Genomic DNA, 15,575 nt, shown 5'->3' on the forward strand with positions numbered 1-15,575 from the left:
AGTGCATGCGACTCACAGCCCGCGGCGGAGCTTCTCCACCAGCGGCTGGATGCGGAACGGGATGAGCTCGCCCATCGAGAGTGCCGTCTCGGTGCGCAGCACCCCGTCGATGCGCAGGATGGCGGCGTCGATGCGGAACAGGTGGTCGGTGTCCCGGCAGACGACGTGCACGCGCAGGTCGGCGGCGCCGCTGTGCCCGTAGGCCTGGACCACCTCGGGGATCTCGGCCAGCTCGGTCACGATCCGGGCGAGGTCCTGCTGGTGCACCGTGACCTCGATGAACGCGGTCAGCGGGTGGCCGAGCACCGCCGGGTCGATGCAGCGGTCGAACTCCCGGAACGTGCCCGCCTGCTCGAGCCGGGTCAGCCGTGCGGTCACGGTGTTGCGGGAGATGCCCAGGCGCTGCGCGAGGGCGACCGTCGTCGCGCGCGGATCCTGGGAGAGCGCCCTCAGCAGTGCGAGGTCCACGGCGTCGATGCTGTGCACCTGCTCAGCCTATCCGCTCACGATGCGCTCCGGGCTGAGCACTCTGCTCAGCCCGGGGCCACGCCCCAGAGCATGGTGCGCAGCGCGTTCGACGGCGGTGGTGCGGTGTGACGCAGCAGCGTTACGTTCGACACAACGGCGCTCGACGAGGAGCGCCGGCTCCGATGCGAGGTGAGGCCACCCATGCCCAGCACCACGGATCCGAGGACCCGCAAGCACCTGTCACGAGCAGGGAAAGCGCACGAGGCCTCGGTGGACAGCGCCCACGGCGGCGCGCGCGACCATGCGCCCGCGACCGTCTCCCCGGTCACGACGCCCCAGGGTCTCGACCCCGGCGACACCGTCCGGCTGATCGACGCCGACGGCGTGCGCCGCCCGGACGCGACGTACGACCACTGGGTCGAGGACGTCGACCATGCGGCCCTGTTGCGCCTCTACGAGGACATGGTCGTCGTGCGCCGCATCGACACCGAGGCGACCGCCCTGCAGCGCCAGGGACAGCTCGCGCTCTGGCCCCCGCTGCTCGGCCAGGAAGCCGCCCAGATCGGTTCCGCCCGCGCCCTGGACGCCGACGACTTCGTGTTCTCCAGCTACCGCGAGCACGGCGTCGCCCACGTGCGCGGCATCGCCGGGGCGGACCTGGTGCGCGTGTGGCGCGGTGTCACCGGCGCCGGATGGGACCCGCACGAGGCACGCATGGCTCCCATGCAGGTCATCATCGGTGCCCAGGCCTTGCACGCCGTCGGGTACGCGGTCGGCATCATGGCCGACGCCGAGCGGGCCGGACGACCCTCGCCCGACGCCGGCACCGCCGTCGGGCAGGAACCGACCGAGGCCGCCATCGCCTACTTCGGCGACGGCGCCACGAGCCAGGGCGACGTGGCCGAGGCGTTCACGTTCGCGTCGACCTGGTCCGCGCCGGTGGTGTTCTTCTGCCAGAACAACCAGTGGGCGATCTCCGAACCGGTCTCGCTGCAGTCCAAGGTGCCGCTGGTCGAGCGCGCCCGCGGCTACGGCATGCCGGGCGTGCGGGTGGACGGCAACGACGTCCTCGCGGTGCTCGCCGTGACCCGCGAGGCGCTGCACCGTGCCCGCACGGGCGGCGGGCCCACGCTCATCGAGGCCGTCACCTACCGCCGGGGCCCGCACACCACGGCTGACGACCCCACGCGCTACCGCACGTCCGCCGAGATCGAGCACTGGGAGGCGCGCGACCCGGTCAGCAGGATCGCCGCCTACCTGCGCGGCGAGGGTGCGCTCGACGACGACGGCGAGGCCAGCGTCCAGGCTGCCGCCGATGCCGTCGCGGGCGAGCTGCGCGCCGGCGTCACCACCATCGCGGACCCGTCGTGGTCGGCGATCTTCGAGGAGGTCTACGCCGAGCCGCACGCCGGGCTCGAGGCCGAGCGGGACGCGTACGCCCGCTACCTCGACGGTTTCGAGGAGGGGGACCGATGACCGGTTCGACGCAGACCTTGACCTTGGCGCAGGGCCTCAACGCGGGCCTGCGGCAGGCGCTCACGGACGACGACCACGTGGTGCTGCTCGGGGAGGACATCGGCGCTCTCGGCGGTGTGTTCCGCGTGACCGACGGGCTCCAGCGCGAGTTCGGTCCTCGGCGGGTGATGGACACGCCGCTGGCCGAGTCGGGGATCCTGGGCACCGCCATCGGTATGGCGTACCGCGGCTACCGGCCGGTGATCGAGATCCAGTTCGACGGGTTCGTCTACGTGGCGTTCGACCAGATCGTCAGCCAGGTCGCCAAGATGCACTCCCGCACGCGTGGCGCGGTCCCCATGCCGTTGACGATCCGCATCCCGGTCGCCGGCGGCATCGGCGCGGCGGAGCACCACAGCGAGTCGCCGGAGGCGTACTTCGTACACACGGCCGGGCTGCGGGTGGTGTCGGTGTCGAACCCGCAGGACGCCAGCACGGTGCTGCGCCAGGCGATCGCCTGCGACGACCCGGTGATCTTCTTCGAGCCCAAGCGGCTCTACCACGTCAAGGGCGAGGTGGACGCCGCCGTCGACCTCGCCGACGCCCCGCCGATGAGTGCTGCCCACGTGGTGCGGCCCGGCCGCGACGTCACCGTGGTCACGTGGGGGTCGCACGTGGCCACCGCGATCGACGCGGCCGAGGCGATGGCCGACGACGGCGCGTCCGTCGAGGTGATCGACCTGCGCTCGCTCTCGCCCTGGGACGTCGACGCCGTCACCGGGTCCGTGCGCCGCACGGGACGGCTCGTCGTCGTGCACGAGGGGCCGCGGCAGGCCGGTGTCGGCGCCGAGATCTGCGCGACGGTGACCGAGCGGTGCTTCGAGCACCTCGAGGCGCCGCCCGCGCGGGTCACCGGCCACGACGTGCCCTACCCGCCCGCCAAGCTCGAGGGGCACCACGTGCCGGACCTGGACCGGGTGTGCCACGGCATCGACCAGGTGCTGGGGCGGGTCCCGCTGGACGTGCCTACCGTGGCCTCGGCCGGCGCGGGCGCCGGGCGGGAGGTGGCGGCATGAGCACCCAGGAGTTCCTGCTCCCGGACCTCGGCGAGGGGCTGACCGAGTCCGAGGTGGTCGAGTGGCGCGTCGGGCCGGGCGACACCGTCACGCTGAACCAGGTGATCGCCGAGGTCGAGACCGCCAAGGCACTCGTCGAGATCCCCTCGCCGTACGCGGGCGTCGTCTCGGTGCTCCACGCCGAGGAGGGGCAGATCGTCGAGGTCGGCGAGCCGCTGGTCACCTTCGAGCTCGAGGTGGAGGAGGCGGCGGGCTCGCCGGAGCCCGCGCCTCGCGAGACGCCCGCGGCTGAGCCCGCCGGCGCCGAGCCGGGCGATGCGGGTCAGGAGAGCGCCGAGCCCGAGGCCTCCGGCAGCGTCGCGTCCGCATCGTCGGACAGTGCCTCTGCGGACAGTGCCTCCGCGGGCAGTGCCCCCGCGGGCAGTGCCGGCGAGGAGGCGGCCGAGGAGTCCCGGCCCAACCTCGTCGGGTACGGCGCCCGGGCGGCCCGCCGCGGACGGCCGACCCGCCGCCCCCGCAAGCCGGTCCCCGCCCCCGGGGTGCCGCCGTCGGACGGCGTGGCACCGCGCGCCACCGCCACCCGCCGCGCCACCCCGGGGGTGCGGGCGATGGCCAAGCGGCTCGGCGTGGACCTCACCCAGGTCACCGGTACCGGCCCGGACGAGCGCATCACCCGCGACGACGTCGAGGCCGCCGCGCACGGCACACCCGCCCCGCACGCCGACGGCCGTCCGGAGCCCGCCGAGAGCCGCGAACCCGTGCGCGGCGTGCGCAAGCACACCGCCGCCGCGATGGTCGCCAGCGTCGCGATCCCGCAGGCCACGGTCCATCTCACCTGCGACGTCACGGCTCTCACGGACCTGCTGGCGCGGCTGCGGGAGCACCCGCGCACCGCCGGCACGCGGCTCACGGTGCTCGCCCTGGTGGCCCGCGCCGTGTGCGCGCTGCTGCCGGACCACCCGGCGCTCGTCACCCGCTGGGAGGAGACCGACGACGGTCCGCAGCTCGTGCGCCCGCCGCACGTGCACCTGGGGATCGCCGTCGCGACCGACCGGGGGCTCGTGGTGCCGCACGTGCCGCACGCCGACGAGCTGTCCCTGGTGGGCCTGGCCCGCGCGCTCGGCGAGCTCGCCGCGACCGCCCGCGCTGGTCGTACCCGCCCCGAGCGGCTCACCGGCGGCACGCTGACGATCACCAACGTGGGCGTGTTCGGGGTCGACGCGGGCACGCCGCTGCTCAACCCCGGCGAGTCCGCGATCCTCGGGATCGGTCGGCTCGCGCGGCGGCCCTGGGAGCACGCCGGCGAGATCGCGCTGCGGCAGACACTGACGCTCAGCCTCACGTTCGACCACCGGGTGGTCGACGGCGAGCAGGGCGCCCGGTTCCTCGCCGACCTCGGGGCGCTGCTCGCCGACCCCGGGCTCGCGCTGCTGCTCGGCGGCACGGACGGCGACGGCGGCACCGACGGTTCTGGGGACGCCGACAGCGAGAAGGGCGCGGCATGACCACCCTGACCTCCGCCGTCGACCCCGCGGCCGACGCCTCCCGGGCGAACGCTGACGCGCAGCGGGCGCTCGCGGACGCACTGCGCGCCCGCACGGCCGAGGCAGCGCGAGGCGGCTCTGACGCTGCCCGCGCACGGCACGTGGGGCGCGGCAAGCTGCTGCCGCGCGAGCGCGTCGAACGGCTGCTCGACGACGGCAGCCCGTTCCTGGAGATCTCCCCGCTCGCCGCATACGGGGTCGACGCCGGCCCGGGCGAGGTGGGCGAGTGGCCCGGCGCGGGTGTGGTGGCGGGCGTCGGGCTGGTCAGCGGCCGGCAGGTGATGGTGGTCTGCAACGACCCGACGGTCAAGGGCGGCACCTACCACCCGCTCACGGTCAAGAAGCACCTGCGTGCGCAGGAGATCGCGCTGGAGAACCGGCTGCCCTGCGTCTACCTGGTGGACTCCGGCGGGGCGTTCCTGCCGCGACAGGACGAGGTGTTCCCCGACCGCGACCACTTCGGGCGGATCTTCTACCACCAGGCGCGGCTCTCCGCGGAGGGGATCCCGCAGATCTCCGCCGTCCTCGGCTCCTGCACCGCCGGCGGGGCGTACGTCCCGGCGATGAGCGACGAGACGGTGATCGTGCGCGGCCAGGGCACGATCTTCCTCGGCGGGCCGCCGCTGGTGAAGGCGGCGATCGGCGAGGTGGTCACCGCCGAGGAGCTCGGCGGGGGAGAGCTGCACGCACGCCGCTCGGGCGTCGTCGACCATCTGGCCGAGGACGACGAGCACGCCCTCGACATCGTGCGCCGCATCGTCGCGACGCTCCCGCCGGACCCCGAGCCCGCGTGGGCCGTCGTCGAATCGGAGGAGCCCGCCGTCGGACCGGATGCCGGGCACGCGGGCCTGGACGCCGTGGTGCCCGCTGACGTCCAGCAGCCGTACGACCCGCGCGAGGTGATCGCCCGGCTCGTGGACGGCAGCAGGTTCCACGAGTTCAAGGCCGAGTACGGGGCCACGCTGGTCTGCGGGTTCGCGCACCTCCACGGGCATCCCGTCGGCATCCTGGCGAACCACGGGGTGCTGCTGCGCGAGTCCGCGCTCAAGGGCGCGCACTTCATCGAGCTGTGCGACCAGCGCGGCGTCCCGCTGATCTTCCTGCAGAACATCTCCGGGTTCATGGTCGGCACCGACGCCGAGGCGGGCGGCATCGCGAAGGACGGCGCCAAGATGGTCACCGCCGTCGCCACGACGCGGGTGCCGAAGCTGACGGTCATCGTCGGGGGGTCGTTCGGCGCCGGCAACTACGCGATGTGCGGCCGCGCCTACTCCCCGCGGTTCCTGTGGACCTGGCCCGGTGCCCGGGTCTCGGTGATGGGCGGCGAGCAGGCCTCGGCCGTGCTGGCCACGGTCAAGCGCGACCAGGTCACCGGCCGCGGCGAGGAGTGGGACGCCGAGGACGAGGAGACGTTCCGCCGGGAGATCCGCGACTCCTACGAGGCCGCCGGCAACCCCTACCACGCGACCGCCCGGCTGTGGGACGACGGCATCATCGAGCCGTCCGAGACCCGCCGTGTGCTCGGCCTGGCCCTGGCGGTGTGCGCCCGCACCCCGCTCCCGGCGACGCAGGGCCCGCGCTTCGGGCTCTTCCGGATGTGAGGCCCGTGTTCACATCAGTCCTGGTCGCCAACCGCGGCGAGATCGCCTGCCGGGTGATCGGCACGCTGCGCCGCCTCGGGATCCGTGCCGTGGCCGTGCACACCGACGCCGACGCCGGTGCCCGCCACGTGCGTGAGGCCGACGTCGCGGTCTCGCTCGGTGCGGCCCGCGCCTACCTGGACGTCGAAGCCGTCGTGGCGGCGGCCGTCGGGAGCGGTGCCGAGGCGATCCACCCCGGCTACGGCTTCCTGTCGGAGAACCCTGATCTCGCCCGCGCGTGCGAGCGGGCCGGGATCGCGTTCGTCGGCCCGCCGGCCGGCGCGACCGAGGCGATGGCCGACAAGGTCGCGGGCAAGCGGATCGTCGCCGACCGTGGCGTCCCCGTGCTGCCCGGCACCCTCGACGCGTCGCTCGACGACGACGCCCTGGTCGCCGCCGCGGACGACGTCGGGTTCCCGCTGCTCGTCAAGCCTGTCGCCGGGGGCGGGGGCAAGGGCATGGTCGTGGTCCCCGTGGCCGACGAGCTGCCCGCGGCCCTGGCGTCCGCCCGGCGGGTCGCGGCGTCGGCGTTCGGCGACGACGGCCTGCTGCTCGAACGGCTCGTGGAGCGGCCGCGGCACGTCGAGGTGCAGGTCCTCGCCGACGCCCGCGGCGCCGTCGTGCACCTGGGCGAGCGCGAGTGCACGCTGCAGCGTCGCCACCAGAAGATCGTCGAGGAGGCGCCGTCGCCCGTGGTGGACGACGCGACCCGGGACCGGCTCGGTGCGGCCGCCTGCGAGGTGGCCCGGTCGGTCGGGTACGTCGGCGTCGGGACGGTGGAGTTCCTCGTGCCCGCGGACGCGCCCGGGGACTTCGCGTTCATCGAGATGAACACCCGCCTGCAGGTGGAGCACCCCGTCACCGAGATGGTCACCGGCCTCGACCTGGTCGAGGCCCAGCTCCGCGTCGCGGCCGGTGAGCCGCTCTGGTTCGGCCAGCAGGACGTGCGGCTCTCCGGTCACGCGATCGAGGCACGGGTGTACGCGGAGTCGCCCGCCCGCGGGTTCCTGCCGTCGGTGGGGCGCGTGGAGGTGTTCGACGACGCCGGTACCGGCGCCGGGCCGGGAGCCTCCCCGCTGCGTCTCGATGCGGGGATCGCCAGCGGCGACACGGTGACGGGCGACTACGACCCGATGCTCGCCAAGGCGGTCGCCCACGGCGTGGACCGTGACCAGGCGCTCGCGCGGCTCGACGGACTGCTCGCCCGGCTCACGGTGTTCGGGGTCGAGACCAACACCGGGTTCCTGCGCGACCTGCTCGCCGACTCGGACGTCCGCGCCGGCAAGCTCGACACCGGGTTGGTCGACCGGTTCGTCGCCCCCGCGGAGTCGCCGGAGGCTGCGGGGGACGGGCAGCACGCCGACCTCGACAGCTCCGTGGTGGTCGCGGCACTGCTCGCGGGGGCGCCGGAGGCCGACGGCGACGGCGTGGTGGCGAGCCCCTGGGCCCGCGACGGGTGGCGGCTCAACGCCGCACACACCCCTCGCCGGCTCGCGCTGCGGGACGCCTCCGGGACGGTCCACGACGTCGAGGTCACCGGCGGGCGGGACGCCGCGACGGTTGGTGGGGTCGGCGACAGCGTGCGCGCCTCCCTGCGGCCGGCCGGTGGCCCGGCGCACCGGTGGCTGCTCACGCTCGACGGGCGGACGGCGCCCGTGTCCGCGCTGAGGCAGGGCCGCACCGTGTGGGTCGCGCGCGACGGGCGCGCCACGATGCTGACCGTCCTGGACCGCGCCGCCCGGGCCGCGCTGCGCCGGAGCGAGCGAGCCGCTGCCGGCGGCGGAGCGCCGGGCGCACCAGCCGCCGTCGGACCCACCGAGGTCCGGGCGCAGATGCCCGGCACGGTGACCGCCACCCATGCCGAAGGTCCCGTCGTCGCCGGCGCCGCCGTCGTCGTCGTCGAGGCCATGAAGATGGAGCACCCCCTCACCGCGCCCGCCGCAGGGACCCTGCGTCTCGTGGTGCACCCGGGCGACCAGGTCCGCCTCGACCAGGTGGTCGCCGTCGTCGAACCCGAAGGAGCGTCATGATCTCTGACACCGCCGCCACCGTCCTCACGGACGACCAGCGCAAGCTGAGCCAGACGGTCCGCGAGTTCGCCGACCAGGTGGTCGCGCCCGCCGCCTACCAGTACGACACCGAGCGCCGGCTGCCGATGGAGATCATCGCGCAGATGGGTGACCTCGGGCTGTTCGGGCTGCCGTTCCCCCGCGAGGTGGGTGGGCAGGGCGAGGACTACGTCTCGCTGTGCCTGGCCGTCGAGGCGCTCGCCCGCGTGGACCAGTCGATCGCCGTGACGCTCGAGGCCGGCGTCGGCCTCGGGATCGTGCCCATCTACCGGCACGGCACCCCCGAGCAGAAGGAGCGGTGGCTGCCGGACCTGACCAGCGGCCGGGCGCTCGCCGCCTTCGGGCTCACCGAGGCCCGCGCGGGCTCGGACGCCGGGGCGACGCGGACGACGGCGCGGCTGGACGACGGGCCGGACGGAGAGGAGTGGGTGATCGACGGGTCCAAGCAGTTCATCACCAACTCCGGGACCCCGATCACCAGCGTCATCACCGTCACGGCCGTCACCGACCGGCGCGAGGACGGCCGGCCCGAGCTGTCCTCGATCCTGGTGCCCGCGGGCACGCCGGGCCTGACCGTCGGCGAGCCTTACGACAAGGTCGGCTGGCACACCTCGGACACCCACCCCTTGACGTTCGACGGCGTGCGCGTCCCGGCGACCAACCTGCTCGGTGAGCGCGGCCGTGGGTACGCGAACTTCCTGCGGGCGCTCGACGAGGGCCGGATCGCGTTCGCGGCGCTGGCCACCGGTGCCGCCCAGGGGTGCCTCGAGGAGGCGGTGCGGTACGCCGGCGAGCGCGAGGTGTTCGGCCACGCGATCGGCCGCAACCAGCACGTCGCCTTCACCATCGCGCGCATGCAGGCCCGCGTGCACGCCGCCCGGTTGTGCTGGCTGGACGCGGCGCTCAAGCTCACCCACGGCAAGCCGTTCAAGGTCGAGGCGTCCGTCGCGAAGCTCACGTCGGCCGAGGCGGCGATGGCGAACGCCCGGGACGCGTCGCAGATCTTCGGCGGCTACGGGTTCCTCAACGAGAACCCGGTCGCCCGGCACTACCGCGACTCCAAGGTGCTCGAGGTGGGCGAGGGCACCACGGAGGTCCAGCTCATGGTGATCGCCCGCGACCTAGGCCTCACAGCATGAGCACCAAGATGAGCGCCGACCAGGAGGTTGCGCCCGGAATACGCCGTCAAAGCGGGCGCAACCTCCTGCTCGGCGCCGGGGGGTGGAGCGATGCGTGAGGAGATTCAGCGGGGGCTGTACTACGACGAGCTTGAGCCGGTCGTGCGCTACGTGCACCGCCCGGGTCGCACCCTCACCGAGGCCGACGACGTGCTCTTCACCTCGATGACGATGAACCCGCAGGGCCTGCACCTGGACGCGGCGTGGGCCGCGACGCAGCCGTTCGGCCGGCCGCTGATGAACTCCATGCTGACGCTCTCCACGCTCGTCGGGCTGAGCGTCGCGCACCTGACCCGCGGCACCATCGTGGCGAACCTCGGTTTCGAGGAGGTCCGGTTCCCCGCGCCGATGTTCCACGGCGACACGCTCTACGGTGCCACGACGGTGCGCGACCGCCGGCTCTCGCGGTCCCGCCCCGGCACGGGGATCGTCACGCTGGAGCACGTCGGCACCAACCAGGACGGCGCCGTCGTCGCCCGGGCGGTGCGCAGCGTGATGATGTGGACGCGCGACGGGCACGCACAGGACGGCCACGAGCGGGCCCCGGGGCCGACGGACGGGGAGGCGCCGTGACCCCTGAACCGTTCACCCTCGGCCCGGCGCTGCTGTTCTGCCCGGCCGACCGCCCCGACCGGTTCGCCAAGGCGGCGGACCGGGCCGACGGCGTGATCCTCGACCTGGAGGACGGCGTCGACCCGGCCGCGCGCGCGGCCGCCCGCCGGGCCCTGCGCGAGCAGCCGCTCGACCCGGCGAGGACCATCGTGCGCGTCAACGCCGTCGGGACGCCCGACCACGAGGCCGACCTGGCGGCGCTCGCCGGCACCGCGTACACCACGATCATGCTGCCGAAGGCGGACGGCCGGTTCGTCGGTCCGCTGCTGCGGTCCGACGGAGCCCCGTACGCCGTGGTCGCCCTGTGCGAGACGGCAGCCGGTGTGCTCGCCGCACCGGCGCTCGCGATGCGCCCCGACGTGGTCGCCCTGGCGTGGGGTGCGGAGGACCTGGTCGCCTCCCTCGGCGGGACGTCCAGCCGGCGGCCCGACGGCACGTACCGTGACGTGGCCCGGCACGCCCGGTCGACCGTGCTGCTGGCCGCGGGCGCGGTCGGCAAGGCCGCGGTGGACGCCGTGCACGTCGACCTGGAGGACCTGGACGGCGTCACGGCCGAGGCGCGGGACGCCGCCGCCTGCGGGTTCACCGCGACGATGTGCGTCCACCCCCGGCACGCCGCGGCGGTGCGGGCGGCGTACGCGCCCACCGACGAGGAGGTCGAGCAGGCCCGCAGCCTTCTCGACGGTGCTGGGGTGCCGCCGTCGGGCGGCGCGGTGCGGGCCGGCGGCAGGATGGTCGACGAGCCCTTGCTGCGGCACGCGCGTGCGGTGCTGAGCCGTGCCGCGAACGGGGCGGCGGGACGCGCCGGGCCGGAGCGCTAGGGTGCTGTGCGGCGGACGCCCGGTCCGCCGCGGACGGCAGGGAGGTGCCGCGGTGGAGCTGTCGCTGGTGCTCGGCCCGATGAAGTCCGGCAAGTCGCTCGACCTCATCGCGCAGGTCGCCCCGCTGGCGTACTCGCGGCTGAGCTGCGCCGTCGTGCAGTCGGCACGGCACGTGCGGGACGCGCGGATCGTCTCGCGCACGGGTGCGTCGGTGCCGACGATCAAGCTGGACACACTGGAGCCGCTGCTGCACACGGACGAGGACGTCGTCGCGATCGACGAGGTCCACATGTTCACCCCGGCCGACGTGCGGGTCGTCGAGGAGCTGGTGCTCCGCGGCACCCGGGTCATCGCGAGCGGCATCGACCTGGACCACCGGGGCGAGCTGTTCGCGACCATCCGGGCGCTGCTCGAGCTGGGGCCCACGGAGGTGCGCTACCGGCGTGCCGTCTGCGACCGCTGCCAGGACCTGCACGCGGCGTTCACGCAGGTGCTCAGCGACGGGGTGCCGTTCCTCGAGCCGCTCGGTGCGTCCGAGCCGATCCCGGACGACGGCACCTTCACCTACGAGGCGCTGTGCCGCCGCTGCTTCGTGCTGCCCGAGACCGCGATCGTCACCGGCTCGCCCGGGGTGCCGCGGGCGACGGCGCACCCGTAGCGGTCCGACGCCGCCCGGCCGCCTCAGCGGGCGACCGCGACCACCACGAGCACGAAGGCCGCCACGATCAGCACGAGCCGTCCCCCGTGGAGCCGGTCCCAGCGGCGGAGCTGCTGACGCCAGTCGACCGGGGCGGTGGTGGGAGTCCAGTCTTTCGACCGGTTGTTGATCGGGACCAGCAGCGCGACGGAGAGGACGATGCTGATGGCCAGCAGCGCCGCGGCGACCCAGGCGGGTGCCACGCCGGTCCCGCGCGCCGGGAGGGTGAGCGCGGTACCCGCCGTGAGCAGCACCGAGCCGATGTACCAGAACGGCATGACCCGGCCGAGCCTGCGGGCGGCCTCCCGACGGGCGACCACACCGGCGTTGTCGGGGAGCCGATCGGCGATGGGGTTGACCACGGACGCGACCGCCAGCTCGACCCCTACCATCAGCCCGACAGTCACGATCGTGACGACCGGCAACCAACTCATGACGCGCTCCGTCTCTCGATGATCTAGCAGTGCTAGGAATGTAGCAGCCTTCTGCTAGCGGTGCTAGGTTCTGGTCGTGACCGATGCCGCGCCCAAGGAACGTCTGCTCGCCGAGAGACGGGGCCGGATCGTCGCCGCCGCCCGCCGTCTCGCCGAGGACGAGGGGTGGGAAGCGGTCACGACCCGCCGGCTCGCCGACGCGATCGAGTACAGCCAGCCGGTGCTCTACGGGCACTTCCCGCAAGGGAAGTCCGAGATCGTCACCGCCGTCGCACTCGCGGGATTCGCCGAGATGGAGGCCGCGCTGACGGACTCCGGCTCGGTCGCTGACGCCTCGCACGACGCACGGGTGCGTGCGCTCGTCACCACCTACCTCGACTTCGCCGACCGCCACCGGGCCACCTACGAGGCGATGTTCCTGCTGCCGGTCACCGTGCCGTTCGCGTCCGCCGACACGCCTGCCGTCCTGCGCGCCACGTTCGAGGTGATCGCCGAGACGTTGCGCGCACTACCCGCCGAAGCACCTCCGTCGTCGGACCCGGAGACGACGGCGGAGGTGCTGTGGGCCGCAGTGCACGGCCTGGTCGCCCTGCAGCACGCCGGCCGTATGCCACCGGAGCGCCGGGCCCAGCGCGTCGACGAGCTCGTGCGGCTCTTCACCGCCTGAGAGCCTCCCGGGCATCGGTCGATCGCTTCGCGAGAAGCTGAGACGGCGTGACAGGATCAGGAGGTGACCGCTTCGACGACGCAGCCTGACGACACCGAGAACCCGCACCGCGTCCTGGTGCTGACCGGCCGTGGCCGCTACGAGGACCCGTGGCACGATCACGCCGCCACCAGCCACCGGCTGGCGCTGGTGCTCGACGAGCTGGAGCTCGGCGGGCGGGCGACCGACGTCGTCGTGCGCTCGGTCTTCCCCGACGCGCTCGACGACCTGGACGACGTCGACCTGCTGGTCGTCAACGCGGGCACGTCCTGGCCCGGGTTCGTCGAGGCCGGGATCGGGCCCGGCGACGACGCGTGGGAGCCGTTCCACGAGCGGCTCGAGGCGTGGGCACGCGACGGCGGCCGGGTCCTCGCCGTGCATCAGGCGGCGAACACGTTCGGTGACGCGTCGGGCTGGGCCGAGGTGCTCGGAGGTCGCTGGGTCGCCGGGACCTCGTACCACCCGCCGCTCGGCCGGGCCGAGGTCACCCTCGCGACCGGGGGGCACCCGATCATCGCCGGCTCGGAGGCCTCGGTCGAGCTGCTCGACGAGCGGTACTGCGCGCTCCAGGTGGCGCCGTCGTCGGAGGTTCTCGGCTGGGTACCGGACGAGGACGGCGAGCTGCAGCCCGTGCTGTGGGCGACCGAGGAGCACGGGGGGCGCACGGTGTACAGCGGGCTCGGGCACGACGTGCGGGCCTACGACTCCGCGGGCTACAGGAACCTGCTGCTGCGGGCGGCCACCTGGTTGCTGGCGTGAGGATCGACGTGCTGCCGGTGCGCGCCCTGCTGATCGGCAGCACCTCGCTCGCCATGGCCACCGCCGCGCACGCCGTGGCCGGGGGTGGGACGCCGCGCGGCGCCCTGGCGGTCGCAGTGCTGACAGCCTCCGTCCTGCCCGCCGCCGTGGCGCTCGCTCGCACCGCGCTGACGCTGCCCCGGCTCCTGCCCGTCCTCGGGCTGCTCCAGGTCCTGCTGCACGCCGAGCTGTCGGTGCTGGCCACGCACGGACCGTCCGTCGCGACCTCCGCCGCGACGACCGGGCACGCCGCGCACGTCGCCGCCCCGGGAGCGCTCGCGCAGCAGCTCACCGTGGATGCCGCCGCTGCGTCCGCGGCCGGCGCAGGGCACGGGGCAGGCGGCCTGCTCATGACCGCCGCGCACGTGGCCGCCGTCGCCCTCGTCGCCGTGGTCCTCGCGTCCGGCGACCACGCGGCCTGCTGGGTGGTCGCGTGGATGTCCGCCGTCTCCCTGCTCGTCCAGCGCGTGGTGCTGCCGGTCCCGTCGCGACGCGCCCCCGCGGTCATCGTCGATCACCTCGTCGGTGCCCGGGCGCTGACGCGTCTGCTCGGCAGAGGCGTGCGGTTCCGCGGCCCGCCGGCACCGGACCGCCGCGCCGACGCGATCTTCACCCTCGGCGCTGCCTGACCCGCTCCTCGGCACGGGGTGCGGGTCTGATCCGCCGTACCCCCTACCCACCCAGGAGCAACCTGTCATGCACACCTTCCTTCGCCGCGCCCTCACGACCGGGGGCGCGGGCCTGCTCGGCGTCACCTTCGCGGTCTCTGGTGCCGGAGCAGCCTCCGCGCACGTGACCGTCGACCCGAACGAGGCCGAGGCCGGCCGCTACACGCTGCTGACCTTCCGCGTGCCGAACGAGTCCGACACCGCCTCCACCACCGAGCTCGAGGTGGACCTGCCCACCGACACCCCGTTCGTCCACGTCTCCGTCGAGCCCGTCCCCGGCTGGACGGCCACCGTCACCACGGTGGAGCTCGACGAGCCGGCCGCCGTGCACGGCGCCGAGATCACCGAGGTTGTCGACACCGTGGTCTGGACGGCGGACGACACCGACGCGGCGATCGCGCCGGGAGAGTTCCGCCGCTTCGCCGTCTCGGCCGGTCCTGTCCCCGAGGTCGAGAGCATCGTGCTGCCCGCCCACCAGACCTACTCCGACGGCGAGACCGTCTCCTGGGAGGAGGTCGCCGAGGGAGACGCGGAGCCGGCGCACCCGGCACCCGTCCTGGCGGTCACCGCGGCGTCGGCGGGTCACGGGTCCGACGGCGGCACCGACGGTGACGCTGCCGGTGCGGCCGACAGCGGGTCCAGCGACGCGGCGGCGTCCGGCAGCGCGAGCGGGGCGGGTGCGTGGCTCGGCGCCGTCGGGCTCGGCCTCGGGCTCGTCGGCGCCGTCACCGGTGTCGTGGCGCTGTCGCGCACGCGGTCCGCAGGCTCGGCGCGATGAGCCGCCGCGGACTCGTGCGGTCCGCGACCCTCGTCGGTGCGGCCGTCGCCCTCGCGACGGCCGCACCACCGGCGTCGGCCCACAACTACGTGGTGGACACCGAGCCGGCCGAGGACCAGACCGTCACGTCGACCGTCCACGAGGTCTCGGTGACGTTCAACGACGTGCTGCTCGACCTGGGTGGGCGGTCCACCGTCGTGGAGGTGACCGCTCCCGACGGCGGTCACCACGCGACCGCCTGCCCCCAGCTCTCCGGCCCGGTGGTCTCCGCCCCGGTCGAGCTCGGCGGGCCGGGGGAGTACACCGTGGCCTGGCGGGTCGTGTCGGCGGACGGGCACCCGATCTCGGGCGACTTCACGTTCGACTACGCGCCACCCGAGGGCACGCCGTCGGCCACCGGGGCCCACGAGACCACCTGCGGCCCGGCGGCGCCGGGCGCGGAGGACACGGAAAGCACCGGCGGCAGCTACCCGGGCGCGGACGGCACCTCCGACGAGGTGTCGCCGACCCTCCTGCTGGGCGCCGCTGTCGGGGTCGCCGTCGTCGCCGGAGCGGCCGTGCTGCTCGCGCTGCGGATCGCGCGGCGCCGTGGACCGGAGCGGGACGGCTCCGACTGAGGGCGGGCTCCGAG

At 74.4% G+C, this 15,575-nt stretch carries 16 protein-coding genes; 14 read left to right on the forward strand and 2 right to left on the reverse strand.

Going from position 1 to position 15,575, the window contains the following annotated elements:
- Window positions 1-12: 12 nt before the first annotated feature.
- Entirely contained in the window at window positions 13-486 is a 474-nt protein-coding gene (locus PZC42_RS02670) for an Lrp/AsnC family transcriptional regulator (protein ID WP_277208100.1), read from the reverse strand.
- Between the two features lie 183 nt (window positions 487-669).
- On the opposite strand from PZC42_RS02670, the gene pdhA reads away from it, so the two are divergent.
- The 9 genes from pdhA to PZC42_RS02715 all read left to right on the forward strand — a co-directional run bounded on the left by pdhA (window position 670) and on the right by PZC42_RS02715 (window position 11,521).
- Window positions 670-1,944 (forward strand): pyruvate dehydrogenase (acetyl-transferring) E1 component subunit alpha, encoded by a 1,275-nt coding sequence (gene pdhA, locus PZC42_RS02675; RefSeq protein WP_306573488.1) that lies wholly within the window; start codon window positions 670-672, stop codon window positions 1,942-1,944.
- Entirely contained in the window at window positions 1,941-2,999 is a 1,059-nt protein-coding gene (locus tag PZC42_RS02680) for an alpha-ketoacid dehydrogenase subunit beta (RefSeq protein ID WP_277208103.1), read from the forward strand. Before pdhA ends, PZC42_RS02680 begins: the two co-directional genes overlap by 4 nt.
- Window positions 2,996-4,504, forward strand: coding sequence for a dihydrolipoamide acetyltransferase family protein (locus tag PZC42_RS02685; protein ID WP_277208105.1), 1,509 nt, complete (start codon window positions 2,996-2,998; stop codon window positions 4,502-4,504). Before PZC42_RS02680 ends, PZC42_RS02685 begins: the two co-directional genes overlap by 4 nt.
- On the forward strand, window positions 4,501-6,144 hold the full coding sequence (locus tag PZC42_RS02690) for a carboxyl transferase domain-containing protein (protein WP_277208108.1): 1,644 nt from the start codon (window positions 4,501-4,503) through the stop codon (window positions 6,142-6,144). The genes PZC42_RS02685 and PZC42_RS02690 overlap by 4 nt, the downstream gene beginning before the upstream one ends.
- A gap of 5 nt (window positions 6,145-6,149) precedes the next feature.
- Entirely contained in the window at window positions 6,150-8,213 is a 2,064-nt protein-coding gene (locus tag PZC42_RS02695; protein WP_277208111.1) for an ATP-binding protein, read from the forward strand.
- Window positions 8,210-9,391 (forward strand): acyl-CoA dehydrogenase family protein, encoded by a 1,182-nt coding sequence (locus PZC42_RS02700; RefSeq protein ID WP_277208114.1) that lies wholly within the window; start codon window positions 8,210-8,212, stop codon window positions 9,389-9,391. Before PZC42_RS02695 ends, PZC42_RS02700 begins: the two co-directional genes overlap by 4 nt.
- 90 nt (window positions 9,392-9,481) lie before the next feature.
- Complete coding sequence (locus tag PZC42_RS02705; protein WP_277208117.1) at window positions 9,482-10,003, forward strand: MaoC family dehydratase; 522 nt, start codon at window positions 9,482-9,484, stop codon at window positions 10,001-10,003.
- The gene (locus tag PZC42_RS02710) at window positions 10,000-10,863 is read left to right on the forward strand and encodes an HpcH/HpaI aldolase/citrate lyase family protein (protein ID WP_277208119.1); all 864 of its coding nucleotides are present in this window, start codon (window positions 10,000-10,002) and stop codon (window positions 10,861-10,863) included. The genes PZC42_RS02705 and PZC42_RS02710 overlap by 4 nt, the downstream gene beginning before the upstream one ends.
- A 52-nt stretch (window positions 10,864-10,915) precedes the next feature.
- The gene (locus PZC42_RS02715) at window positions 10,916-11,521 is read left to right on the forward strand and encodes a thymidine kinase (RefSeq protein WP_277208122.1); all 606 of its coding nucleotides are present in this window, start codon (window positions 10,916-10,918) and stop codon (window positions 11,519-11,521) included.
- Window positions 11,522-11,544: 23 nt separating this feature from the next.
- On the opposite strand, the gene PZC42_RS02720 is transcribed toward PZC42_RS02715, so the two are convergent.
- The gene (locus tag PZC42_RS02720) at window positions 11,545-11,994 is read right to left on the reverse strand and encodes an anthrone oxygenase family protein (protein WP_277208124.1); all 450 of its coding nucleotides are present in this window, start codon (window positions 11,992-11,994) and stop codon (window positions 11,545-11,547) included.
- Window positions 11,995-12,070: 76 nt separating this feature from the next.
- On the opposite strand from PZC42_RS02720, the gene PZC42_RS02725 reads away from it, so the two are divergent.
- The 5 genes from PZC42_RS02725 to PZC42_RS02745 all read left to right on the forward strand — a co-directional run bounded on the left by PZC42_RS02725 (window position 12,071) and on the right by PZC42_RS02745 (window position 15,561).
- Window positions 12,071-12,661, forward strand: coding sequence for a TetR/AcrR family transcriptional regulator (locus PZC42_RS02725; protein WP_277208127.1), 591 nt, complete (start codon window positions 12,071-12,073; stop codon window positions 12,659-12,661).
- 63 nt (window positions 12,662-12,724) lie between these two features.
- Window positions 12,725-13,459: a ThuA domain-containing protein gene (locus PZC42_RS02730; RefSeq protein ID WP_277208128.1), complete on the forward strand. Its 735-nt coding sequence runs from the start codon at window positions 12,725-12,727 to the stop codon at window positions 13,457-13,459.
- Window positions 13,456-14,127: a hypothetical protein gene (locus PZC42_RS02735; protein WP_277208130.1), complete on the forward strand. Its 672-nt coding sequence runs from the start codon at window positions 13,456-13,458 to the stop codon at window positions 14,125-14,127. The genes PZC42_RS02730 and PZC42_RS02735 overlap by 4 nt, the downstream gene beginning before the upstream one ends.
- A 67-nt stretch (window positions 14,128-14,194) precedes the next feature.
- Window positions 14,195-14,944: a YcnI family copper-binding membrane protein gene (locus tag PZC42_RS02740; RefSeq protein WP_277208132.1), complete on the forward strand. Its 750-nt coding sequence runs from the start codon at window positions 14,195-14,197 to the stop codon at window positions 14,942-14,944.
- The gene (locus PZC42_RS02745) at window positions 14,941-15,561 is read left to right on the forward strand and encodes a copper resistance CopC family protein (protein WP_277208135.1); all 621 of its coding nucleotides are present in this window, start codon (window positions 14,941-14,943) and stop codon (window positions 15,559-15,561) included. Before PZC42_RS02740 ends, PZC42_RS02745 begins: the two co-directional genes overlap by 4 nt.
- The last annotated feature ends 14 nt before the right edge of the window (window positions 15,562-15,575 follow it).

It is taken from the genome of Isoptericola croceus, assembly GCF_029382255.1.
Lineage (GTDB): Bacteria > Actinomycetota > Actinomycetes > Actinomycetales > Cellulomonadaceae > Isoptericola > Isoptericola croceus.

What these genes read in the sequence shown, in the direction of transcription:
- PZC42_RS02740 (WP_277208132.1), top strand. Translation starts at nt 14,195, where the DNA reads ATGCACACCTTCCTTCGCCGCGCCCTCACGACCGGGGGCGCGGGCCTG.
- PZC42_RS02700 (WP_277208114.1), top strand. Translation starts at nt 8,210, where the DNA reads ATGATCTCTGACACCGCCGCCACCGTCCTCACGGACGACCAGCGCAAG.
- PZC42_RS02690 (WP_277208108.1), top strand. Translation starts at nt 4,501, where the DNA reads ATGACCACCCTGACCTCCGCCGTCGACCCCGCGGCCGACGCCTCCCGG.
- PZC42_RS02705 (WP_277208117.1), top strand. Translation starts at nt 9,482, where the DNA reads ATGCGTGAGGAGATTCAGCGGGGGCTGTACTACGACGAGCTTGAGCCG.
- pdhA (WP_306573488.1), top strand. Translation starts at nt 670, where the DNA reads ATGCCCAGCACCACGGATCCGAGGACCCGCAAGCACCTGTCACGAGCA.
- PZC42_RS02720 (WP_277208124.1), bottom strand. Translation starts at nt 11,994, where the DNA reads ATGAGTTGGTTGCCGGTCGTCACGATCGTGACTGTCGGGCTGATGGTA.
- PZC42_RS02680 (WP_277208103.1), top strand. Translation starts at nt 1,941, where the DNA reads ATGACCGGTTCGACGCAGACCTTGACCTTGGCGCAGGGCCTCAACGCG.
- PZC42_RS02685 (WP_277208105.1), top strand. Translation starts at nt 2,996, where the DNA reads ATGAGCACCCAGGAGTTCCTGCTCCCGGACCTCGGCGAGGGGCTGACC.
- PZC42_RS02745 (WP_277208135.1), top strand. Translation starts at nt 14,941, where the DNA reads ATGAGCCGCCGCGGACTCGTGCGGTCCGCGACCCTCGTCGGTGCGGCC.